21 protein-coding genes and 1 pseudogene are annotated in these 22,139 nt (G+C 57.5%); 14 read left to right on the top strand and 8 right to left on the bottom strand.

What is annotated here, in order from left to right; genetic code table 11:
• The first annotated feature begins 5 nt into the window (after positions 1-5).
• The 5 genes from phoB to malZ all read left to right on the top strand — a co-directional run bounded on the left by phoB (position 6) and on the right by malZ (position 7,175).
• The gene (gene phoB / locus ABLX76_RS08455; protein ID WP_004204861.1) at positions 6-695 is read left to right on the top strand and encodes a phosphate response regulator transcription factor PhoB; all 690 of its coding nucleotides are present in this window, start codon (positions 6-8) and stop codon (positions 693-695) included.
• A gap of 21 nt (positions 696-716) precedes the next feature.
• Positions 717-2,012: a phosphate regulon sensor histidine kinase PhoR gene (gene phoR / locus ABLX76_RS08450; protein WP_023288581.1), complete on the top strand. Its 1,296-nt coding sequence runs from the start codon at positions 717-719 to the stop codon at positions 2,010-2,012.
• Between the two features lie 414 nt (positions 2,013-2,426).
• On the top strand, positions 2,427-3,746 hold the full coding sequence (gene brnQ, locus ABLX76_RS08445) for a branched-chain amino acid transporter carrier protein BrnQ (protein WP_023288582.1): 1,320 nt from the start codon (positions 2,427-2,429) through the stop codon (positions 3,744-3,746).
• Between the two features lie 86 nt (positions 3,747-3,832).
• Entirely contained in the window at positions 3,833-5,206 is a 1,374-nt protein-coding gene (proY, locus tag ABLX76_RS08440; RefSeq protein ID WP_023288583.1) for a proline-specific permease ProY, read from the top strand.
• 151 nt (positions 5,207-5,357) lie between these two features.
• Positions 5,358-7,175, top strand: a complete 1,818-nt coding sequence (gene malZ, locus ABLX76_RS08435) for a maltodextrin glucosidase (RefSeq protein ID WP_348874422.1) — start codon at positions 5,358-5,360, stop codon at positions 7,173-7,175.
• On the opposite strand, the gene ABLX76_RS08430 is transcribed toward malZ, so the two are convergent.
• Complete coding sequence (locus ABLX76_RS08430; protein WP_348874421.1) at positions 7,172-8,074, bottom strand: LysR substrate-binding domain-containing protein; 903 nt, start codon at positions 8,072-8,074, stop codon at positions 7,172-7,174. The genes malZ and ABLX76_RS08430 overlap by 4 nt on opposite strands.
• Before the next feature lie 265 nt (positions 8,075-8,339).
• Between ABLX76_RS08430 and ABLX76_RS08425 the strand changes: the two genes are divergently transcribed.
• The 3 genes from ABLX76_RS08425 (at position 8,340) to ABLX76_RS08415 (ending at position 11,556) form a co-directional block, all read left to right on the top strand.
• On the top strand, positions 8,340-8,981 hold the full coding sequence (locus tag ABLX76_RS08425) for a hydrolase (RefSeq protein WP_002890357.1): 642 nt from the start codon (positions 8,340-8,342) through the stop codon (positions 8,979-8,981).
• 136 nt (positions 8,982-9,117) lie between these two features.
• Positions 9,118-9,663, top strand: a complete 546-nt coding sequence (locus tag ABLX76_RS08420; protein WP_023288586.1) for an antibiotic biosynthesis monooxygenase — start codon at positions 9,118-9,120, stop codon at positions 9,661-9,663.
• 24 nt (positions 9,664-9,687) lie between these two features.
• The gene (locus tag ABLX76_RS08415; protein WP_317590543.1) at positions 9,688-11,556 is read left to right on the top strand and encodes an amidohydrolase; all 1,869 of its coding nucleotides are present in this window, start codon (positions 9,688-9,690) and stop codon (positions 11,554-11,556) included.
• Positions 11,557-11,614: 58 nt separating this feature from the next.
• Here the strand turns inward: ABLX76_RS08415 and fba are convergent, their stop codons facing one another.
• From fba to ABLX76_RS08390, 5 genes are all read right to left on the bottom strand, one after another.
• Positions 11,615-12,469: a class II fructose-1,6-bisphosphate aldolase gene (fba, locus tag ABLX76_RS08410; protein WP_072199152.1), complete on the bottom strand. Its 855-nt coding sequence runs from the start codon at positions 12,467-12,469 to the stop codon at positions 11,615-11,617.
• Between the two features lie 35 nt (positions 12,470-12,504).
• Positions 12,505-13,467, bottom strand: a complete 963-nt coding sequence (locus ABLX76_RS08405; protein WP_348874420.1) for a PfkB family carbohydrate kinase — start codon at positions 13,465-13,467, stop codon at positions 12,505-12,507.
• 65 nt (positions 13,468-13,532) lie between these two features.
• Positions 13,533-14,924, bottom strand: a complete 1,392-nt coding sequence (locus tag ABLX76_RS08400; RefSeq protein ID WP_032453580.1) for a PTS ascorbate transporter subunit IIC — start codon at positions 14,922-14,924, stop codon at positions 13,533-13,535.
• 20 nt (positions 14,925-14,944) lie between these two features.
• Positions 14,945-15,232: a PTS sugar transporter subunit IIB gene (locus tag ABLX76_RS08395; protein ID WP_017898931.1), complete on the bottom strand. Its 288-nt coding sequence runs from the start codon at positions 15,230-15,232 to the stop codon at positions 14,945-14,947.
• Positions 15,233-15,237: 5 nt separating this feature from the next.
• Positions 15,238-15,681 carry a PTS sugar transporter subunit IIA gene (locus ABLX76_RS08390; RefSeq protein WP_065882834.1) on the bottom strand — a complete coding sequence of 148 codons (444 nt, stop codon included), beginning with the start codon at positions 15,679-15,681 and terminating at the stop codon, positions 15,238-15,240.
• Between the two features lie 55 nt (positions 15,682-15,736).
• On the opposite strand from ABLX76_RS08390, the gene ABLX76_RS08385 reads away from it, so the two are divergent.
• On the top strand, positions 15,737-15,847 hold the full coding sequence (locus tag ABLX76_RS08385) for a hypothetical protein (protein WP_065882852.1): 111 nt from the start codon (positions 15,737-15,739) through the stop codon (positions 15,845-15,847).
• Between the two features lie 180 nt (positions 15,848-16,027).
• Here ABLX76_RS08385 and ABLX76_RS08380 read toward each other — a convergent pair whose 3' ends face one another.
• Positions 16,028-16,630, bottom strand: a complete 603-nt coding sequence (locus tag ABLX76_RS08380; RefSeq protein ID WP_004178733.1) for a peroxiredoxin — start codon at positions 16,628-16,630, stop codon at positions 16,028-16,030.
• 127 nt (positions 16,631-16,757) lie between these two features.
• Positions 16,758-17,339 (bottom strand): ACP phosphodiesterase, encoded by a 582-nt coding sequence (gene acpH, locus ABLX76_RS08375; protein ID WP_065882833.1) that lies wholly within the window; start codon positions 17,337-17,339, stop codon positions 16,758-16,760.
• 88 nt (positions 17,340-17,427) lie between these two features.
• Here acpH and ABLX76_RS08370 point away from each other — a divergent pair.
• The 5 genes and pseudogenes from ABLX76_RS08370 (at position 17,428) to secD (ending at position 22,137) form a co-directional block, all read left to right on the top strand.
• Positions 17,428-17,543: pseudogene (locus ABLX76_RS08370) on the top strand (hypothetical protein).
• 64 nt (positions 17,544-17,607) lie between these two features.
• The gene (queA, locus tag ABLX76_RS08365; RefSeq protein ID WP_004204841.1) at positions 17,608-18,672 is read left to right on the top strand and encodes a tRNA preQ1(34) S-adenosylmethionine ribosyltransferase-isomerase QueA; all 1,065 of its coding nucleotides are present in this window, start codon (positions 17,608-17,610) and stop codon (positions 18,670-18,672) included.
• A gap of 108 nt (positions 18,673-18,780) precedes the next feature.
• On the top strand, positions 18,781-19,908 hold the full coding sequence (gene tgt, locus ABLX76_RS08360; protein ID WP_002890395.1) for a tRNA guanosine(34) transglycosylase Tgt: 1,128 nt from the start codon (positions 18,781-18,783) through the stop codon (positions 19,906-19,908).
• Positions 19,909-19,930: 22 nt separating this feature from the next.
• The gene (gene yajC, locus ABLX76_RS08355) at positions 19,931-20,263 is read left to right on the top strand and encodes a preprotein translocase subunit YajC (protein ID WP_002890398.1); all 333 of its coding nucleotides are present in this window, start codon (positions 19,931-19,933) and stop codon (positions 20,261-20,263) included.
• Positions 20,264-20,289: 26 nt separating this feature from the next.
• On the top strand, positions 20,290-22,137 hold the full coding sequence (secD, locus tag ABLX76_RS08350; protein WP_008805370.1) for a protein translocase subunit SecD: 1,848 nt from the start codon (positions 20,290-20,292) through the stop codon (positions 22,135-22,137).
• The last annotated feature ends 2 nt before the right edge of the window (positions 22,138-22,139 follow it).

Here is a 22,139-nt window from a genome sequence, read left to right as displayed (position 1 = left end):
AAATAATGGCGAGAAGAATTCTGGTCGTTGAAGATGAAGCTCCAATCCGCGAAATGGTCTGCTTTGTTCTGGAGCAAAATGGCTTTCAGCCTGTCGAAGCGGAAGATTATGACAGCGCGGTGAATCAACTCAATGAACCCTGGCCTGATTTGATTCTCCTTGACTGGATGCTGCCGGGCGGTTCGGGGCTGCAGTTTATTAAGCTGCTCAAGCGCGAGGCGATGACTCGGGATATTCCGGTGGTGATGCTGACCGCGCGCGGAGAAGAAGAGGATCGCGTTCGCGGCCTGGAGACCGGGGCGGACGACTACATTACCAAGCCTTTCTCACCGAAGGAGCTGGTGGCGCGAATCAAAGCGGTGATGCGCCGTATTTCGCCGATGGCGGTGGAAGAGGTGATTGAAATGCAGGGGCTGAGCCTCGATCCCTCATCGCACCGGGTGATGACCGGCGAAAGTCCGCTGGACATGGGGCCAACGGAATTTAAATTATTGCACTTCTTTATGACCCATCCGGAGCGGGTGTACAGCCGCGAGCAACTGCTGAACCACGTCTGGGGAACCAACGTCTATGTGGAAGACCGCACGGTAGACGTCCATATTCGCCGCCTGCGTAAAGCGCTGGAACACAGTGGCCATGATCGCATGGTGCAAACGGTTCGCGGCACGGGGTATCGTTTCTCCGCCCGTTTCTGAATTTTGACAGGAGTGTGACCCGTGCTGGAACGGCTGTCATGGAAAAGGCTGGCGCTGGAGCTCTTTTTAGCGTGTATTCCGGCCCTGATTCTGGGGGCGTTTGTGGGTCATTTGCCGTGGTTTTTACTGGCGGCAGTGACCGGTTTGTTGATTTGGCATTTCTGGAATTTGATGCGCCTGTCGTGGTGGCTGTGGGTGGACCGGAGCATGACCCCTCCGCCCGGCCGCGGCAGCTGGGAGCCGCTGCTGTATGGTCTGCACCAGATGCAGATGCGTAATAAAAAGCGTCGACGTGAGCTGGGAAGCCTGATCAAGCGCTTTCGCAGCGGGGCGGAATCCCTGCCGGACGCGGTGGTCCTGACCACGGAAGAGGGGGCCATTTTCTGGTGTAACGGCCTGGCGCAGCAGATTTTAAACCTGCGCTGGCCGGACGACAGTGGGCAAAACATTCTTAACCTTCTGCGCTATCCTGAGTTCGCCAACTACCTGAAACAGCGTGATTTTTCAAAGCCGCTCAATCTGGTGCTGAATAATGCCCGTCATCTGGAAATTCGCGTGATGCCCTACAGCGACAAACAGTGGTTGATGGTGGCGCGCGACGTGACGCAGATGCATCAGCTGGAAGGGGCGCGGCGTAACTTTTTCGCCAACGTCAGCCATGAGCTGCGCACCCCGCTGACGGTGCTGCAGGGCTATCTGGAGATGATGCAGGAGCAGGTGCTGGAAGGGGCGACCCGTGAAAAAGCCCTGCACACCATGCGTGAGCAAACCCAGCGTATGGAGGGGCTGGTGAAGCAGTTGCTCACGCTGTCGCGTATTGAAGCGGCGCCGGCGCTGGCGATGAATGACCGCATCGACGTGCCGATGATGCTGCGGGTCGTGGAGCGCGAGGCGCAGACCCTCAGCCAGGATAAGCAGACGCTGATTTTTACCGTCGATGAGCAGCTCAAGGTGCTGGGCAACGAGGAACAACTGCGCAGCGCCATTTCTAACCTGGTCTATAACGCGGTGAACCACACCCCGCCGGGCACCGAAATTCGCGTCAGCTGGCAGCGAACGCCCCAGGGGGCGCTGTTCAGCGTCGAGGATAATGGGCCGGGCATTGCGCCGGAGCATATTCCCCGTCTGACCGAGCGCTTCTATCGGGTGGATAAGGCTCGCTCCCGGCAAACCGGGGGCAGCGGCCTGGGGCTGGCGATCGTCAAACACGCGGTCAACCATCATGACAGCCGGCTGGAGATCGACAGCACGGTGGGCAAGGGAACCCGTTTTAGCTTCCTGCTCCCGGAACGATTAATTGCCAGAAATGACGCCTGAGCGGCGCGCTGTCAGCTTATCTTGCCAATGACCAGCTTCGGCTGGTCATTTTCCCTGGCAGTCGTTTTTCTCTCGCCTATTTAATGAACGCGCGCTGCTTTTTTGTTCGCATGATAAGCCACGGGTTTTCCATCAATATGGTAAATGATTCTGGCGTGAAACTGATAACCAGCATAATCATCTGCTTTTGCGATCGTGCCTTGCTTTAAAACGTTATAAGCGTTTAAATTGCGCCTGCGTAGTCGATGACAGACTGCTTTTGCGTGGTAATACCAAAAACAATTCTTTCCCACGCCGCTTCGGGAGCATATCTCGCTGAGTTTACCGGCAATCGCCGCTGTATCGTCCCTGAGAGGGTAGCGCGGTATTTTTCCATTTTTTTACAACACCACATCCACAGGCAGTAATGAATTTATGACCCATCAGTTAAAATCTCGCGACATCATAGCGTTGGGCTTTATGACCTTCGCGTTGTTCGTTGGCGCAGGCAACATTATTTTCCCGCCGATGGTTGGCTTACAGGCGGGCGAGCACGTCTGGACGGCGGCGATCGGCTTCCTGATCACCGCGGTGGGTCTGCCGGTGCTGACGGTGGTGGCGCTGGCGAAAGTCGGCGGCGGCGTTGAAAGCCTGAGCACCCCGATTGGTAAAGTGGCTGGTATCCTGCTGGCGGTGGTGTGTTATCTCGCGGTGGGACCGCTGTTCGCGACCCCGCGCACCGCGACCGTCTCTTTTGAAGTCGGGATTGCGCCGCTGACCGGCGACGGCCCGCTGCCGCTGCTGATCTACAGCGTTATCTACTTCGCGCTGGTGATCCTGGTCTCGCTCTATCCGGGCAAACTGCTGGATACGGTGGGCAACTTCCTGGCGCCGCTGAAAATTATCGCCCTGATTGTGCTGGCGGTCGCCGCTATTGTCTGGCCGGCAGGCCCGATCAGCGACGCGCTGGAAGCGTATCGTACCGCGCCATTCTCCAATGGCTTCGTCAACGGCTACCTGACCATGGACACCCTCGGCGCGATGGTGTTCGGGATCGTGATTGTCAATGCCGCACGCTCCCGCGGCGTCAGCGAAGCGCGTCTGTTGACCCGCTACACCGTCTGGGCGGGCCTGATGGCAGGCGTCGGTCTGACCCTGCTCTATCTGGCGCTGTTCCGTCTGGGCTCGGATAGCGCCACCCTCGTGGACCAGTCCGCTAACGGCGCGGCGATCCTCCACGCCTACGTGCAGCATACCTTCGGCGGGGCGGGCAGCTTCCTGCTGGCGGCGCTGATCTTCATCGCCTGCCTGGTGACGGCGGTGGGCCTGACCTGCGCCTGCGCCGAATTCTTTGCCCAGTATCTGCCGTTCTCCTATCGCACGCTGGTCTTTATCCTCGGCCTGTTCTCGATGGCGGTCTCCAACCTCGGTCTGAGCCACCTGATTCAGGTGTCGATTCCGGTGCTGACCGCTATCTACCCGCCGTGTATCGCACTGGTTGTATTAAGCTTTACCCGCAGTTGGTGGCATAATTCGTCCCGTGTTATCGCGCCGGCCATGTTTATCAGTCTGATGTTTGGTATCATTGACGGGATTAAGTCATCGGCGTTTGCCGCTATCCTGCCGGCCTGGACCGCGCGTCTGCCGCTGGCGGAGCAGGGCCTGGCCTGGCTGATGCCGACCGCCGTGATGGCAATTCTCGCGGTGATCTGGGACCGTGCCGCCGGACGTCAGGTGACCTCCAGCGCGCACTAACCGGCGTTGAGGACAAGCGTTTAACCACGGGACTTCGGGTTCCGTGGTTTTTTATTTTTTGTGTTAAACGGCATTGAAAAACCACGATGGAAAGTAGTAACAAGCTTAAGCGCGGGCTAAGCACCCGGCACATTCGCTTTATGGCCCTGGGTTCCGCCATCGGCACCGGGCTTTTTTACGGTTCAGCCGACGCGATTAAAATGGCCGGACCCAGCGTACTGTTGGCCTACATTATCGGCGGCGTCGCGGCATATATCATTATGCGCGCGCTCGGTGAGATGTCGGTGCATAACCCTTCCGCCAGCTCATTCTCCCGCTATGCCCAGGAAAACCTCGGCGGACTGGCGGGGTATATCACCGGCTGGACCTACTGCTTTGAAATCCTGATTGTCGCCATCGCCGACGTCACCGCCTTCGGGATCTACATGGGCGTCTGGTTCCCGACGGTGCCGCACTGGATCTGGGTGCTCAGCGTGGTGCTGATCATCTGCGCCGTCAACCTGATGAGCGTCAAGGTGTTTGGCGAGCTGGAGTTCTGGTTCTCGTTCTTCAAAGTGGCCACCATCATCATCATGATCCTCGCCGGGTTCGGCATCATTATCTGGGGGATCGGCAACGGCGGCCAGCCGACGGGGATTCATAACCTGTGGAGCAACGGCGGCTTCTTCAGCAACGGTTGGCTGGGAATGGTGATGTCGCTGCAGATGGTGATGTTCGCCTACGGCGGTATCGAAATCATCGGCATTACCGCCGGTGAGGCGAAAGATCCGGAGAAATCCATTCCACGCGCCATCAACTCGGTGCCGATGCGCATTCTGGTGTTCTATGTCGGCACGCTGTTCGTCATTATGTCTATCTATCCGTGGAACCAGGTGGGTACCGACGGCAGCCCTTTTGTCCTGACCTTCCAGCATCTGGGCATTACCTTCGCGGCCAGCATTCTTAACTTCGTGGTCCTGACGGCCTCGCTGTCGGCGATTAACTCCGACGTGTTCGGCGTGGGCCGTATGCTGCACGGCATGGCCGAGCAGGGGAGCGCGCCGAAGGTGTTCGCCAAAACCTCGCGTCGCGGTATTCCGTGGGTGACGGTGATGGTGATGACCATTGCGCTGCTGTTTGCGGTATACCTCAATTACATCATGCCGGAAAACGTCTTCCTGGTGATCGCCTCGCTGGCCACTTTCGCCACCGTGTGGGTGTGGATTATGATCCTGCTGTCGCAGATTGCCTTCCGCCGCCGTCTGTCGCCAGAGGAGGTCAAGGCCCTGAAATTCAAAGTCCCCGGCGGGGTGGCGACCACGGTTGTCGGCCTGGTGTTCCTGGCGTTTATTATCGCCCTGATCGGCTATCATCCGGACACCCGCATTTCGTTGTATGTCGGTATGGCGTGGATTGCGCTGCTGCTGCTGGGCTGGGTCTTTAAGACCCGTCGCGAGCGCCGCCTGGCGCAGGCTCAGTAATCGACATCGCCCCGGTCAGCATCGCGCGACCGGGGCGGCTTGCCGACCCGCGTCCTCCCCCGTTATCCTCCCCCAAAAAATCCTGTGACGATGAGTTCTGCGCCTGACGGCTATGGCAAGGTGTGCCCATTCTGCACAATGAGGATTCACGATGTTGAAGGCATGGCACCTTCCGGTTGCACCCTTTATCAAGGTGCAACAGGACCGACTGTTTATTACCCTGTGGTTAAGCGGTGAGTCGCTGCCGCAGCGGATCACGCTGCGCGCGGAAGAAGATAACGAAGAGCTGTCGCTGCCGATGCAGCGCCTCCGCCAGGCGCCGAGGCCGGGGGTGGTGGCATGGCGCGGTGAAATCCATCTCGCCAGCGGTCAGCCGCGCCGCCGCTACAGCTTTAAGCTGCTGTGGGCCGACCATCAGCGCTGGTTTACGCCGCAGGGCTTCAGCCGTTTTCCGCCGGCGAGGCTGGAGCAGTTCGCCGTCGACCTGCCGGACGCCGGCCCGCAGTGGGTGGCCGATCAGGTTTTCTATCAGATTTTCCCCGATCGCTTTGCCCGCAGCGCTGCGCGTGACGGCGAACAGGACGCGGTCTATTACCATCACGCGGCGGGACGGGAGATTGTACGCAAGGCGTGGGATGAACCGCTTACCGGCGAGGCGGGCGGATCGACGTTCTACGGCGGCGATCTCGACGGCATCAGCGAAAAACTGCCGTATCTGAAGCAGCTCGGCGTGACCGCCCTGTATCTGAACCCGGTCTTTGCCGCCCCCAGCGTGCATAAATATGACACGGAGGATTATCGGCGCGTCGATCCGCAGTTTGGCGGCGATGCGGCGCTGCTCCGCTTGCGCCATAACACCCAGCGGGCGGGAATGCGCATGATCCTCGACGGCGTGTTCAACCATACCGGCGATTCCCATCCCTGGTTCGACCGTCACCAGCAGGGCAGCGGCGGCGCCGGCCATCATCCGGACTCCCCGTGGCGCGACTGGTTTACCTTCTCCGGGGAGGGGCAGGCGCACAACTGGCTGGGTTATGCCAGTCTGCCGAAGCTCGACTATCGGTCGACCAGCCTGGTCAACGAGATCTATGCCGGCGAGGACAGCATCGTACGCCACTGGCTGAAGGCGCCGTGGAGCATGGACGGCTGGCGTCTGGACGTGGTGCATATGCTCGGCGAAGGCGGCGGGGCGCGAAATAACCTGCGGCATATCGCCGGCATCACCCAGGCGGCGAAGCAAACGCAGCCAGAAGCCTTTGTCTTTGGCGAACATTTTGGCGACGCGCGCCAGTGGCTGCAGGCGGATGCCGAAGATTCGGCAATGAACTACCGCGGCTTCACCTTCCCGATCTGGGGATTCCTTGCCAATACCGATATCTCTTACGATCCGCAGAAGATAGACGCCCAGACCTGTATGGCGTGGATGGATAATTATCGCGCCGGGCTGTCGCATCAGCAGCAGCTACGGATGTTCAATCAGCTCGACAGCCATGATACAGCGCGTTTTAAATCTCTCCTTGGCAAAGACGTAGCGCGCCTGCCGCTGGCGGTGGTGTGGCTGTTCAGCTGGCCCGGGGTACCGTGTATCTACTACGGCGATGAGGTGGGCGTAGATGGTAATAACGATCCGTTCTGCCGTAAACCGTTCCCGTGGGATCCGGCGCTGCAGGATACCCAGCTGCTGGCGCTGTATCAGCGGATGGCGAAACTGCGTAAAGCCCAGCAGGCGCTGCGCTACGGCGGCTGCCAGGTGATTTACGCCGAGGATAACGTGGTGGTGTTTGTCCGCGTCTATAAACAGCAGCGGGTGCTGGTGGCGATTAACCGCGGCGAAGCCTGCGAGGTGGTTATCGAGGATTCGCCGCTGCTGGACGTGGGGGCCTGGACGCAGCAGGAAGGCGCCGGCGCCTTCCATGACGGGGTGCTGACCCTCCCGGCTATCTCCGCCTGCGTCTGGTCCGGCCGTTAACGATAGAGCTGGCTCAGCAGGTCGTCGCGGAGGAGCGCCTCCCGCCACCAGCGCTGAGCCAGCCCGTCATTCCCGCTGCGCCAGGCCATGTAGGTGATATCTTTTTCCCGCCAGCCGGCGACGCTTTTCTCCACCAGACAGCCTTTTTCCAGCCACGGGCGGGCGATATGACGCGGCAGAAAGCCGCATCCCAGCCCGGCGCACAGCAGTTCGACTTTGCTGGCGAAATCATCGACGCCGATTTGCGGTTGTTCATCAAGCAGGTTGCTGTTCAGCGGATGGCAATAGCGGGCGCTGTCGCGGATCACTACCGCCCGGTGCTGGCTGAGCTGCTTATTGCTGAGCGGCGCTTCCGCGCCGGCCAGCGGGTGGGCCGGGGCGACCACGAAAATGTTATCCAGCGCGCCGAGGGTTTGCCATGACCACTCGGCGGAGGTAGGCGGCTCATTGATGGCGCCGAGGATAATATCCGCGCCATGGTGGGTCAGCTCTTCCCACGAACCGGCGAGGGTGTGATGACTGAAGTTCAGCCGCGTCTGCGGGTTTTGCGCGTAGAACTCGGCGATCAGCGGCAGCAGGGCTGAAAAGGGAAACGAGGCGTCGAGGGCGATCGCCAGCTCTCGCTCCCAGCCGGCGCTTAGCTGCTGGGCCTGCTTTTCCAGATCTCTGGCGGCGCTCAACAGCTGGCGTCCTTTCTCGAGCATCAATCGCCCGGTATCGGTAAACTTCGCCCGGTGACCGGAGCGATCCAATAAGACAATGTCCAGATCGTTCTCCAGCTTCTGGATCATATAGCTCAGCGCGGCGGGGGTTTTATACAGCGACTCCGCGGCGGTGGCGAAGGATCCGTGTCGGTCCAGCGCATCAAGGATCATCAGAACATCAAAGTTTACGCGCATCAGGGGTTTCCATTAATTTATTTTCCCTTGTTGTACCTAAGCGCAATAATCAATGCCAGTGAATAAATCAGAACAGTTTGACGTAAAAATTTGATGAAAGCTGGCGTGAGTCAATACTAACCGCTGACAAAATATAAATCACAAAAAAACTTTAATAACTTGTTAGAAATAACTGGCTATACTCACCATGCTTTATCAGTCAGGATCTACACGACGCATTAACCATCATGTCATCTTTTTAACTAATTGATTAAGAAGGTATTTAATGTCTATTCGTGAACTGCTCGATCCCACTAATTCCGCCCTTATCTTTATTGATCATCAACCACAAATGTCATTTGGCGTGGCGAATATCGATCGCCAGACCCTCAAAAATAACACCGTGGCGCTGGCCAAAGCCGGCAAAATTTTTAATGTACCGGTGATTTACACTTCCGTAGAGACCAAAAGCTTCAGCGGTTATATCTGGCCGGAATTATTGGCCGTGCATCCTGACGTCAAGCCGATTGAGCGTACTTCAATGAACTCCTGGGAAGACGATGCCTTCGTCGCGGCGGTGAAAGCGACCGGCCGTAAAAAGCTGGTGATCTCCGCTCTGTGGACCGAAGTCTGCCTGACGTTTCCGGCGCTGATGGCCCTGGAAGCGGGCTACGAAGTGTATGTGGTCACCGATACCTCCGGCGGTACTTCTGTCGACGCCCATGAGCGTTCTATTGACCGGATGGTGCAGGCGGGTGCGGTGCCGGTGACCTGGCAGCAGGTGTTGCTGGAGTACCAGCGCGACTGGTCGCGCAAAGCGACTTACGATGCGGTCATGGACCTGGTGCGCGAACACAGCGGCGCCTACGGGATGGGCGTGGATTACGCTTATACCATGGTGCACGGCGCGCCAGAGCGTAAAGCGTAACTCACTTCATCCTTCAAGCTGCCTCTTTGTTGGCTGCGTTTGTCCGCCCCGACGCAGCATGAATGATGTTGTGCAGAGCCATTTATCGCTAATGGCAGGAGCAATCCTGCCATTCCCCTGAAGCAAGGAACTCTTTATGGCGCAGCAAAAATCGGTGACCCTGGTCATCAGCCATCTGCTCGATCCGCAACACGGCCAGCGCTACGAAGAGTGGCTCGGCAAAATTATGCCCATCGCGGCTGAATTTCCCGGCCATCTCGGGGCAAATGTGATCCGGCCCGCCGCAGGGCAGAATCTGTGGAGCGTGATTATCCGCTTCGACACCCTGGAGCATCTCTACGCCTGGACGCAGTCGGAAACCCGTCGTCAGCTGGTGGCGGAGATTGCCCCGCTGCTGACGGAGGGCGATCGGACGGAGGTGCGGACCGAACCGGCCTTCTGGTTTACCCCGCCGGTGGCGAATGTGCGCCAGCCGCGGCGCTGGAAACAGTTTCTGATCACCCTGCTGGTGATTTTCCCCAGCACCAACCTGGTGCCGGCGGTGACCGGCATGCTGTTGCCGTCGCTTAAGGGGAGCCTGCTGCTGCACCTGATCAATGATGCCTGCGTGGTTGCGCTGGTGGTCTGGTTCTGGATGCCCATCGTGACCCGCCTGTTTGCTGGCTGGTTGAAGAAAAACTGAGTCAGCCTCCCCAAGGAGTGCGTTATGTCGCAAACTGCCACACTGATTCTGACCCACGGCCAGATTCATACCCTCGATCGCGCGAATCCGCTGGCGGAAGCCGTGGCCATCGCCGACGGAAAAATTGTTGCCACCGGAAGCCACGATCGGATCATGAGCTTTGCCGCCGAGGGGACGCAGATCGTCGATCTCAAAGGGCATACGGTGATCCCGGGCCTCAACGATTCTCACCTGCACCTGATCCGCGGTGGATTGAACTACAACCTTGAGCTCCGCTGGGAGGGGGTGCCCTCGCTGGCCGATGCGCTGCGAATGCTCAAGGAGCAGGCGGATCGCACACCCTCCCCGCAGTGGGTGCGGGTGGTCGGCGGCTGGAGCGAATTCCAGTTCGCCGAACGACGGATGCCGACCCTGGAAGAGCTAAACGACGCGGCGCCCGATACGCCGGTGTTTGTGCTGCATCTCTACGATCGCGCGCTGCTGAACCGCGCGGCGCTGAAAGCTGTGGGATATACCAAAGAGACGCCGGATCCGGCGGGCGGCGAGATCGTCCGCGATAGCCACGGCAACCCGACCGGGATGCTGATCGCCAAACCAAACGCCATGATCCTCTACGCCACCCTGGCCAAAGGGCCGAAGCTGCCGCTGGATCTGCAGGTGAACTCCACCCGCCAGTTTATGCGCGAGCTGAACCGGCTGGGGCTGACCAGCGCCATCGACGCCGGGGGCGGTTTCCAGAACTACCCGGAAGATTACGAAATTATCGAACAGCTGCATGCGAAAGAGCAAATGACCGTGCGCATCGCCTACAACCTGTTTACCCAGCGGCCGAAGCAGGAGCTGGAGGACTTCGAACGCTGGACCGACATGCTGAAGCCGGGGCAGGGGACCGACTTCTATCGCGCCAACGGCGCCGGCGAGATGCTGGTGTTTTCGGCGGCGGATTTTGAAGATTTCCTGCAGCCGCGGCCGGATCTGCCGCAAGGCATGGAGGATGAGCTGGAGCGGGTGGTGCGCCACCTGGTGGAACATCGCTGGCCGTTCCGCCTGCATGCCACCTACGACGAGTCCATCAGCCGGATGCTGGACGTGTTTGAGAAGGTGAACCGCGACATTCCGTTTAACGGCCTGCACTGGTTCTTCGACCATGCCGAGACCATTACCGAGCGCAACATTGAGCGGGTGAAGGCGCTGGGGGGCGGCATTGCGGTGCAGCACCGGATGGCTTTCCAGGGCGAATATTTTGTCGATCGCTACGGCAAAGAGGCGGTGAAACATACGCCGCCGGTGGCGAAAATGCTGGAGCTGGACGTACCGGTAGGGTTGGGGACCGATGCCACCCGCGTCGCCAGCTATAACCCGTGGACCGCGCTGTACTGGCTGGTATCCGGGCGCACCGTCGGCGGGATGGCGATGTATGACGACAACAACCGGCTGCCGCGCGATGTCGCGCTGGAGCTGTGGACGGCGGGCAGCGCCTGGTTCTCCAGCGAGCAGGGGAAAAAGGGCCGTCTGGCCGCCGGTCAGCTTGCCGATCTGGTGGTGCTGTCGAAGGACTATTTCAGCGTCGCGGAAGAGGAGATCAAAGGCATTGAGTCGGTGCTGACGGTGGTTGACGGCAAAGTGGTGTATGCCGCCGGTCACTTCTCGCCGCTGGCGCCGCCGCCGATTCCAGTGCTGCCGGAGTGGTCGCCGGTGGCGAAGGTCCCGGGCCATTACCGTTCCGCTCCGCCGGCGGCGGCTAAAATTGGCGCCATGGTACAGATGCACCAGTGCTGCGGTAGCTGCGGCGTTCACGGCCATCAGCATGATATCGCGCGGAAATCGTCGATCCCGGTCTCCGACGAGCAGGCCTTCTGGGGCGTGCTGGGCTGCTCCTGCTTTGCCTTCTGATGCCTGACGCCTCCGCCCCGGTAGCTCAGGGGCGGAGGTCTCAGCCACCTTTCACGCATCAATAGCGCTGCTGTGAGCCAAATAGCGCCATGCGGCGGGCAATCATCTCGCGTACCGGCTGCAGTCCCTGGGCGATCACTTTCCGCGGATCGTTCACATCGTGCCCGGTGTCGGCAGCGAAGATCGCCTTCACCTGCTGGCACCAGGCGTACATATTTTCGGTATTAACGTTAATCTTGGCGGTGCCGCAGGCAATCGCCCGGCGCATATCCTCATCGGCAATACCGGTGCCGCCATGCAGTACCAGCGGAACCTTCACCCGCTCGGCAATGGCTTTCATCTCGCTAAATCCCAGCCTGGCTTTGCCTTTATACAGGCCATGGGTGGAGCCCAGCGCGGCGGCGAGGCAGTCCACCTGGGTTTCTGTCACCAGGGTGTAGCACTCCTGCGGATCGGCATAGATGACTTCGGAATTGACAATGCCGTCTTCGCTACCAGCGATAGTCCCCAGTTCGGCCTCCACGGAGATACCTTTGCTGTGCGCCAGCGTCACCAGGTGGCGGGTAATGGCCAGGTTTTCCCTGAACGGCAGATGCGAGCCATCAAACATAATGGAACTGAAGCCGGCGGCGATCGCCGCTTCGCAGGCCTCCCGGGTGGTGCCATGATCCAGATGCAGCGCCACCGGAACATCAATATGTAAATACTCCATGGCGTTAACCACGATGTCATGAATACATTTTAACCCGAGCATATGCTTAACCGTGCCGCCGGACACGCCCAAAATAACCGGTGAGCGGCACTGCTGGGCGGTGCTTAATACGGCGCCAACCCATTCCAGATTATTAATGTTGAACTGACCGACGGCGTAGCCGTCCCTCAGGGCATGCTGAAGCATGTCCTTCATCGACACTAACATATTCACCTCTTGATATTTATTAAATACAGTTATTCTTCAAAATATTGCTTTAAGTTTCTCTCGTAGCTATTTAACGAGTGGTGGACGACCGCCAGGTCCGGCATAGATTCCCGTACCCCTTTTTTCTCAATAGAAATGGCGGCGGTGAGGCTGGCAAATAAAATAATATTATCTATGTGCCATGAGTAGTGGACGCCATAGTTGAAGGCGCCGTGAAATACATCCCCGGCTCCGGTGGTATCCACGGCATTGCACAGCCAGGAAGGAACGATCTGCAGCATACCGCTTTTTAAAAAAGCGCAGCCTTTTTCGCCAAGGGTAATAAATGCCTCGCCGCGGCAAATTTTATTCAGCTCAATCAGCGCCGCTTTAATTTCTGCTTCGGTGCTCAGAGAGCGATAGCTCATATAGTCGCGGGCAAAATGTTCGCTCACCACAAAATAGTCGGTCCAGGCCGCCAGTTTAATATTGCTGGCACGCAGTGACCCGCCGTCCATCACGACTCTGGCGTTGGGTAGTTTCTTAATTAAATATTCACTGATTTCCGCCTCATGGCCGTCAATTAAAATAGTGACTGGCTCCTCGGCGGCAATCAGTCGCTCGGCGAGGTCGTCCAGTTTGAGCTTTTGATCGTAGGTCAGGGAAGGCGGTGTTTGCATCTTGCGGGTAATAATCGTCCGCGAACCCGTTAAGCGATTGACGAGCACCGAGGCCAGCGGGGTGATCATGTCATCGGAGAAAACCACCTGGCTGGTATCCACGCCCGCTTCGGCAAACTCATCGATAATGCGCTGACCGTAAAGATCCTGATGCAGATGGCCGATGTAATAGACCTCCTCCCCCCATAATCCCAGCAGCCAGGCCGCATTGGCCGCCGGGCCGCCGCCGCTTTCGATAAAATCATGACAAAAGTTTTTAGTATTCTCCTGGGGCCATTCATTGAGAAAGAAAAACTGATCGAAACAAGCAAATCCAATGGACAAAATAGCCATAACCACTCCTGATTATTTGTCAGCGGCGGGAAGCTTGACCGTCCCGCCGGGAAAAATGACCTCGCTTATTCATTTTTCTGCTTGGCGATAAGCTCCTCATAGCTGAGCGTGTTGCCCACCACTCGTACCTGACGGAAGCAGAAAGGCGCCAGCAGCGCGACGAGCAGCGCCAGACAAATCAGGTAGATAGTGACCTGGCCAAACTGGGTAAACGCGTTACCGATAATGATGCCCCACACCGCGAAGTCGAAATCGGCGAAGGTGCTGTTTTCAAACCCGAGGTTGCCGAGCGCCGGCAGCAGCATCGCCGGCAGGAAGGCCAGGAAGATCCCGCCGATAAAGGCGGCGATGATACAACCGCGCTTACCGCCCAGCTTGTCGGCAAAGACCCCGGAGGTACCGCCGCAGAAGAAGTGCGGCACCATGCCGGGAATAATCAGCGCCATGCCCAGTCCGCCGAGCATGAGCATCCCGACCAGCCCGCCCACAAAGGAGCTGATGAATCCCACCACCACTGCGGTGGGGCTAAAGGTGAAGAACACCGCGCAGTCAACGGCCGGGATGGAGTCCGGGATCAGTTTCTGGCTGATGCCCTGGAATGCCGGCACCAGATCGCCCAGGATCAAGCGCACGCCGTTGTAGACAATGGCTACGCCAACGGCGAACTGCAGACCGGTCAGCACGGAGAAGATCAGCATGTTCTGGTCGGTGATGGTGCTCAGGTACGCCGACCCGGCGACAGCGCTGCAGACAAAGTAGATGACAAACATCACGATACCGGTGGTGACGGTGGTATCGCGCAGAAAACCCCATTTCTCTGAGATTTCGGTATCGGCGAAGGAGTTTGCCGGATTACCGGTCCGGCTGGCGATCCACGCCGAGAGGTAGTAGCCCAGTGAGCCGAAATGGCCCATGGCGATCCCGCCGTCCTCGGTCACCTGCCTGGTGTAACGCTGGCCAATGGCGGGGGAGATGGCCGACCATGAGCCCAGCAGGAATCCGCCGATCAGGATCAACATCCAGCCCTGGAACTCCGCCGCCTGCAGGACGGCGGAGAACAGGCAGGCGAGAAAGAATGAGTGATGACCGGTGAGAAAGATATATTTATATTTTGTGCAGCGGGCAATGATCAGATTGAAAATAAAGCCCAACAGCAAAATACTCATGGTTTCCACGCCCAGCATCTTCTGGGCGACGGAGACAATGGCTTCATTGTTCGGAATAACGCCGCGGATATTAAATCCCGCTTCGATAATGCCGCCCAACGGGTTGAGATTGGCAACGATAACGCCTGCGCCAGCGCTCAACATCAAATAGCCTAAAATCGGCTTTAATGTGCCGGTAAGGAGTTTGTTGCCGGGGGAGCGCAGCGCCACTAAGCCAACGAAGGCGATAAGCCCCATTAAAAAAGCGGGTTGACTGAATATTTCCGTTAAGAAACTAAGAATAGCCTGCATGGTCGTTCCCTCTATGCTGATTAAGAGTGAGTCGCAGCAATTTTCATCAGCGCGTCGGTAATATCCTCGGCGATTTTTGCTTTATGGACATAGCTGCGAATAATGGCGACATGACAGTGGGCCGGAAATTGATTTGCCAGTTCTTTGATCGTGACATAAAGGTCGGCTTTTTCCCCGACGGCGTTAGCAAAATCGACCGAGGCGACGTCCGCTTTGATACCTAATTCTTCACAGATCTTCTTCACATTATTCGCAGCCATCAATGAACTGCCAATACCGTTACCACAAACCGTTCTGATAACTAACATAATGACTACTCCATTTGTTTTTGGATGAAATGTAAGACTGAATTCACGTCAGTTTCCTGCTGAAGAAAGGTCACGATATCTGACTCGATCAGCGAGGCTATCAGTTGGATCATTTTGATATGACTGTCAGCATCGGCGCCGGCGATGGCGATGACGACGGTAACCGGATCGAACTCATCGTGGCCGAAGGTCACTGGCTTGGCGGTGGTGACAAGCGAAAATCCGGTCTGCAATGCCCCTTTTTCCGGGCGGGCGTGCGGCATGGCAATCCCGTCATCTATCACGATGGCGGCGCCAAAATCTTCGTATACCGTCAGCATCTCGCTGACATATTCGGCGCTGCAAATCTGACGCCTGGCGAGTAAAGAACCCGCCAGTTCGATGGCCTCTTCCGCATGGGAAATATTCTGCTTCAGGGCAATTAACGTCGGGTCAAAAATAATATCCATTCTCTTCTCCTGAACGTATTCCTGTTCCTGAGTAAAATCATGACTAAATACATTGATAAAAATGATGGATGAGATCACATCCGCGGTTTTAAATATTGATGGCGATCACATCGACGGCAAAGTGCCGGCAGAAAACCATATAAATAATTTATATGATTTTCAGTGAGTTATGGAGTGGTTGAGATTTGGCGCTGAAATTTGACAGAGAAAAAATGAGAGGCAGAGCGAAATTTTTCGGCAGAAGTGTATTCCTGGTCACAAATATCGCCGGGTCATTTTCCTAAATTTTGACATCGCTAACAAAAAAGGCCCGCCTGAGCGAGCCTTTTATAAAAACGTGTGCCGATTACAGGCTGGAGACGTTTTCGGTCAGGTATTTTGCAACGCCTTCCGGAGAGGCAGCCATACCTTCTTTTCCTTTTTCCCACTGCGCCGGGCAAACTTCGCCGTGCTCTTCGTGGAACTGCAGCGCGTCAACCATGCGCAGCATTTCGTCGATGTTACGGCCCAGCGGCAGGTCGTTAACCACCTGGTGGCGAACCACGCCGTTAGCGTCGATCAGGAAGGAACCGCGCAGGGCAACGCCTTCGTCCGGATGCTCGATACCGTAAGCTTTCTGGATTTCACGTTTGATGTCAGCAACCATCGCGTATTTAACCGGGCCGATGCCGCCCTGGTCTACCGGGGTGTTACGCCATGCGTTGTGCACGAACTCGGAGTCGAAGGAAACGCCAACCACTTCCACACCGCGTTTCTGGAATTCTTCGTAACGTTTGTCGAACGCGATCAGCTCAGACGGGCAAACGAAGGTGAAGTCCATCGGCCAGAAGAACAGAACGGTAGGTTTACCGTTGGTGTGCTGTTTGAAATTGAATTTCTCAACGATCTCACCATTACCCAGCACAGCGGCTGCAGTAAAATCCGGCGCTTGACGAGTGACCAGAACCATTTGATTCTCCTGTAATTACTAAGGTTATTTAAAACGCAACGCCGGCAAGTATAGAGCCTGTCCGCCAATAACACAAAGAGGCACCGACAATCGTTCAGCCAGCTTTTACCTATCAATGTCGCAGTGATTACAGCTGTTTGTTTTTCGCCTGACGCATCATCTGCGGATAAAAGCGCCAGAACTGCCCCTCCAGCCGGTCGTAGTGGGTATCCAGATCCTGCCAGGAGTCGCGCAGCGCCTCGAGACGCGGGCGGCGGCTGGCCATGCCGTTAAGCACGCGCTGAATAAAATCCATCTCCTGATAGCGCTCCAGCCAGCGCTCCGACCACAGATATTGGTTGAGATTGACGAAGCGGGGCGGCGAGTCGGGAAGGATCGGCACGATCTGCCGCTCGGCGTAGCGCACGAACTCCTCCAGCGGTAGGTCAGGGGAGAGCTGCGCCCAGTGCTGCGACAGGAAATGATCCCACATGACGTCGAGGGTGATCGGGGCGACGCGGCGGGTCTGCGGGCGAAACCACTCCCGCGCCTCTTTGACTTCCGCAAGGTTGTCAGTCAGCACGTCAATCCGCCGATGCATATAGATGCCGTCAACAATCTCCGCCGGATAGTCGCCCTGCGGGTTGCCGCGCACAAAGTCGGCCATCAGATTGCCGGGCAGCGAACTGCCGGCGAGATGGGCCAGGTGCAGGTGGGCGAGAAAATTCATAGTGACGACATCCTTCAAATACTTTCTGGCGGGCAGAGTGAGCGGTGTAGCGCTGCGCGTCGCCCTGAACGGCAGCCCCGGTGCCCGGATGGCGTGCTGTCTGGCCGCGCGCGGCCCTCTGCCACCGGTGATGCATTCGGCTGCCGCATGGCGGCATTCGGAATGATTTGGAATATAGATTATGTCATTCATCCGGAGGGGTAAAGGTTGCAGGCAGACCGCCCCGGCACTAGACTACCCGCCTCTTTATTCAGTCTGAGTTATCGTCATGCGCGTTACCGATTTTGCTTTTGAACTACCCGAATCCCTGATCGCCCACTATCCGATGCCTGAGCGCAGTAGCTGCCGCTTACTCTCCCTGGACGGGCCGACGGGCGCGCTGACGCATGGCACCTTCACCGACATCCTCGATAAGCTCAATCCCGGCGATCTGCTGGTGTTTAACAACACCCGGGTGATCCCGGCGCGTCTGTTCGGCCGCAAGGCCAGCGGCGGCAAGATTGAAGTGCTGGTGGAGCGGATGCTGGATGATAAGCGCATCCTCGCCCATATTCGCGCCTCGAAAGCGCCGAAGCCGGGCGCCGAGCTGCTGCTGGGCGACGACGAGAGCATTCAGGCCACCATGCTGGCGCGTCACGGCGCGCTGTTTGAAGTGGAATTTAACGACGAGCGACCGGTGCTGGAGATCCTTAACGGGATCGGCCATATGCCGCTGCCGCCCTACATTGATCGCCCGGACGAAGACGCTGACCGCGAGCTCTATCAAACCGTCTACGGCACCCGGCCGGGCGCGGTAGCCGCCCCGACTGCGGGTCTGCACTTCGACGAACCGCTGCTGGACAAACTGCGCGCTAAAGGCGTTGAGATGGCGTTTGTCACCCTGCACGTGGGCGCGGGTACCTTCCAGCCGGTGCGCGTCGACAGCATTGAAGAGCACACGATGCACTCAGAATATGCGGAAGTGCCGCAGGAGGTGGTTGATGCGGTGCTGGCGGCGAAAGCGCGCGGCAATCGCGTGATCGCGGTGGGCACCACCTCGGTACGCTCGCTGGAGAGCGCGGCGCAGGCGGCGAAAGACGCCCTGATCGCGCCGTTCTTCGACGATACGCAGATTTTCATCTATCCGGGTTATCAGTACCAGGTGATCGATGCGCTGGTGACCAACTTCCATCTCCCTGAATCCACACTGATTATGCTGGTGTCGGCGTTTGCGGGTTATCAGCACACCATGAACGCCTATAAGGTAGCGGTGGAGCAGAAATATCGCTTTTTTAGCTACGGGGATGCGATGTTTATCACGTACAATCCGCAGGCTATTTCTGAGCGTCCCTGAAAAGGCCGGCCCGCCGGCTTTTGGCACGCCATGACGCATTTTTAGCCACGGAATCATTCCGTGGCGAGTATCAAAACGTCGGACTGTTTTTCTGACGCAGGAGCAAGCATGAAATTTGAACTGGATACCACCGACGGTCGCGCCCGCCGCGGTCGCCTGGTGTTTGAGCGCGGCGTGGTGGAAACACCGGCCTTTATGCCCGTTGGCACCTACGGCACCGTCAAAGGGATGACGCCGGAAGAGGTGGAAGCCACCGGCGCGCAGATTATTCTCGGCAACACCTTCCACCTGTGGCTGCGCCCGGGTCAGGAGATCATGAAGCTGCACGGCGATCTGCACGATTTTATGCAGTGGAAAGGACCGATCCTGACCGACTCCGGCGGCTTCCAGGTGTTCAGCCTTGGCGATATCCGTAAGATCACCGAGCAGGGCGTCCACTTCCGTAACCCGATCAACGGCGATCCGATTTTCCTCGATCCGGAAAAATCCATGGAGATTCAGTACGATCTCGGTTCTGATATCGTGATGATCTTCGACGAATGTACGCCGTACCCGGCGGACTGGGATTACGCCAAGCGCTCGATGGAAATGTCTCTGCGCTGGGCGAAGCGCAGCCGCGACCGTTTCGATAGCCTTGGCAATAAAAATGCGCTGTTCGGCATCATTCAGGGCAGCGTTTACGAAGATTTACGTGATATCTCGGTGAAAGGTCTGGTAGAGATTGGCTTTGATGGCTACGCTGTCGGCGGTTTGGCGGTCGGCGAGCCGAAGGAAGACATGCACCGTATTCTGGAGCACGTCTGCCCGCAGATCCCGGCCGATAAACCACGATACCTGATGGGCGTCGGGAAGCCGGAAGATCTGGTGGAAGGGGTACGTCGCGGTATCGATATGTTCGACTGCGTCATGCCGACGCGCAACGCGCGTAACGGCCACCTGTTCGTCACCGACGGCGTGGTGAAAATCCGCAACGCGAAGCACAAAAGCGATACCGCGCCGCTGGACGCCGAGTGTGATTGCTATACATGTCGCAATTATTCACGCGCTTACTTGCATCACCTTGACCGTTGCAACGAAATATTGGGCGCGCGTCTCAATACCATTCATAACCTGCGCTACTATCAGCGTTTAATGGCTGGTTTACGCAAGGCTATCGAAGAGGGTAAATTAGAGAGCTTCGTGACCGATTTTTACCAACGTCAGGGGCGCACCGTGCCTCCTTTGAACGTTGATTAATTTTAATAATGAGGGAATTTCAATGAGCTTTTTTATTTCTGATGCGGTAGCGGCAACGGGTGCACCGGCGCAGGGCAGCCCGATGTCTCTGATTCTGATGCTGGTGGTGTTCGGTCTGATTTTTTACTTCATGATCCTGCGTCCACAGCAGAAGCGCACCAAGGAACATAAGAACCTGATGAACTCCATCGCCAAAGGTGATGAAGTGCTGACCAACGGCGGTCTGGTCGGTCGCGTGACCAAAGTAGCGGAAACTGGCTACATTGCTATCGCGCTGAACGATACCACTGAAGTGGTTATCAAACGTGACTTCGTTGCTGCCGTTCTGCCGAAAGGCACCATGAAGGCGCTGTAATCTAACTTTTCCCAAAGGGAACTGCCGTGTTAAACCGTTATCCTTTGTGGAAGTATGTCATGCTGGTCGTCGTCATTGTCGTCGGCCTGATCTATGCGCTTCCCAACCTGTATGGTGAGGATCCGGCTGTTCAAATCACTGGCGCGCGCGGCGTCGCCGCCAGTGAGCAAACGCTGATCCAGGTCCAGAAAACTTTACAAGAAGAAAAAATTACCGCGAAGTCTGTGGCACTGGAAGAGGGCGCTATTCTTGCGCGCTTCGACACCACTGATACCCAGCTGCGCGCGCGTGAAGCGCTGCTTACCGTGTTGGGTGACAAATACGTCGTGGCGCTAAACCTTGCTCCGGCAACCCCACGCTGGCTGGCGGCACTCTATGCCGAGCCGATGAAGCTGGGTCTTGATCTGCGCGGCGGCGTGCACTTCCTGATGGAAGTCGACATGGACACCGCGTTAGGCAAACTGCAGGAACAGAACATCGATAGCCTGCGCAGCGAGCTGCGCGACAAAGGCATTCCTTACGCGACCGTGCGTAAGGAAGACAACTATGGTCTGAGCATCGTCTTCCGCGACAGCGCGGCGCGCGACCAGGCTATCTCTTATCTCAGCCCTCGCCATCGCGATCTGGTGATCTCCTCTCAGGGTGACAACAGCCTGAAAGCGGTGATGACCGATGAGCGCCTGAAAGAAGCTCGTGAGTATGCGGTTCAGCAGAACATTAACATTCTGCGTAACCGTGTGAACCAGCTGGGCGTCGCCGAACCGCTGGTTCAGCGTCAGGGCGCTGACCGCATCGTGGTTGAGCTGCCGGGTATCCAGGATACCGCGCGGGCGAAGGAGATCCTTGGCGCGACCGCGACCCTCGAGTTCCGTCTGGTCAATACCAACGTGGACCAGTCCGCCGCCGCCTCAGGCCGCGTGCCGGGCGACTCGGAAGTGAAAGAGACGCGTGAAGGCCAGCCGGTGGTGCTGTACAAGCGGGTGATCCTGACCGGTGACCATATCACCGACTCGACCTCCAGCATGGATGAGTACAACCAGCCGCAGGTCAACATCTCGCTGGACAGCGCGGGCGGTAACATCATGTCCAACTTCACCAAGGACAACATCGGCAAGCCGATGGCGACCCTGTTCGTGGAGTATAAAGACAGCGGTAAGAAAGACGCCAACGGTCGCGCTATCCTGGCGAAAGAGGAAGAGGTGATTAACATCGCCAACATCCAGTCGCGTCTGGGCAACAGCTTCCGTATTACCGGTATCAGCAACCCGAACGAAGCGCGCCAGCTGTCGCTGCTGCTGCGTGCCGGCGCGTTGATTGCGCCGATTCAGATCGTCGAAGAGCGGACTATCGGCCCAACCCTTGGCATGCAGAACATCAAGCAGGGTCTGGAAGCCTGTCTGGCCGGCCTGGTGGTCTCCATCCTGTTCATGATCCTCTTCTATAAGAAGTTCGGTCTGATTGCGACCTCGGCGCTGATTGCCAACCTGGTGCTGATTGTCGGCATTATGTCCCTGATCCCGGGGGCGACGCTGACCATGCCGGGCATCGCGGGTATCGTGTTAACCCTTGCGGTGGCGGTCGATGCTAACGTTCTGATCAACGAGCGTATCAAAGAAGAGCTGAGCAACGGGCGTACCGTTCAGCAGGCGATTGACGAAGGTTATCGCGGCGCGTTCAGCTCGATCTTCGACGCCAACGTGACGACGCTTATCAAAGTGATCATCCTGTACGCGGTCGGTACCGGTGCCATTAAAGGGTTTGCGATTACTACCGGTATCGGTATCGCGACCTCAATGTTTACCGCTATCGTCGGCACCCGTGCCATCGTGAACCTGCTGTACGGCGGCAAGCGCGTTAAAAAGCTGTCTATCTGAGG

Source organism: Klebsiella sp. JB_Kp004 (assembly GCF_040065795.1).
Classification (GTDB): domain Bacteria; phylum Pseudomonadota; class Gammaproteobacteria; order Enterobacterales; family Enterobacteriaceae; genus Klebsiella; species Klebsiella quasipneumoniae.
The sequence above is the reverse complement of the archived record's forward strand: the minus strand, read 5'-3'. Positions and strand labels throughout refer to the sequence as shown.

Coding starts and splice junctions, on each gene's coding strand:
- phoB (WP_004204861.1), top strand. CDS start 6: ATGGCGAGAAGAATTCTGGTCGTTGAAGATGAAGCTCCAATCCGCGAA.
- brnQ (WP_023288582.1), top strand. CDS start 2,427: ATGACCCATCAGTTAAAATCTCGCGACATCATAGCGTTGGGCTTTATG.
- proY (WP_023288583.1), top strand. CDS start 3,833: ATGGAAAGTAGTAACAAGCTTAAGCGCGGGCTAAGCACCCGGCACATT.
- malZ (WP_348874422.1), top strand. CDS start 5,358: ATGTTGAAGGCATGGCACCTTCCGGTTGCACCCTTTATCAAGGTGCAA.
- ABLX76_RS08430 (WP_348874421.1), bottom strand. CDS start 8,074: ATGCGCGTAAACTTTGATGTTCTGATGATCCTTGATGCGCTGGACCGA.
- ABLX76_RS08425 (WP_002890357.1), top strand. CDS start 8,340: ATGTCTATTCGTGAACTGCTCGATCCCACTAATTCCGCCCTTATCTTT.
- ABLX76_RS08420 (WP_023288586.1), top strand. CDS start 9,118: ATGGCGCAGCAAAAATCGGTGACCCTGGTCATCAGCCATCTGCTCGAT.
- ABLX76_RS08415 (WP_317590543.1), top strand. CDS start 9,688: ATGTCGCAAACTGCCACACTGATTCTGACCCACGGCCAGATTCATACC.
- ABLX76_RS08405 (WP_348874420.1), bottom strand. CDS start 13,467: ATGGCTATTTTGTCCATTGGATTTGCTTGTTTCGATCAGTTTTTCTTT.
- ABLX76_RS08400 (WP_032453580.1), bottom strand. CDS start 14,924: ATGCAGGCTATTCTTAGTTTCTTAACGGAAATATTCAGTCAACCCGCT.
- ABLX76_RS08395 (WP_017898931.1), bottom strand. CDS start 15,232: ATGTTAGTTATCAGAACGGTTTGTGGTAACGGTATTGGCAGTTCATTG.
- ABLX76_RS08390 (WP_065882834.1), bottom strand. CDS start 15,681: ATGGATATTATTTTTGACCCGACGTTAATTGCCCTGAAGCAGAATATT.
- ABLX76_RS08380 (WP_004178733.1), bottom strand. CDS start 16,630: ATGGTTCTGGTCACTCGTCAAGCGCCGGATTTTACTGCAGCCGCTGTG.
- acpH (WP_065882833.1), bottom strand. CDS start 17,339: ATGAATTTTCTCGCCCACCTGCACCTGGCCCATCTCGCCGGCAGTTCG.
- queA (WP_004204841.1), top strand. CDS start 17,608: ATGCGCGTTACCGATTTTGCTTTTGAACTACCCGAATCCCTGATCGCC.
- tgt (WP_002890395.1), top strand. CDS start 18,781: ATGAAATTTGAACTGGATACCACCGACGGTCGCGCCCGCCGCGGTCGC.
- yajC (WP_002890398.1), top strand. CDS start 19,931: ATGAGCTTTTTTATTTCTGATGCGGTAGCGGCAACGGGTGCACCGGCG.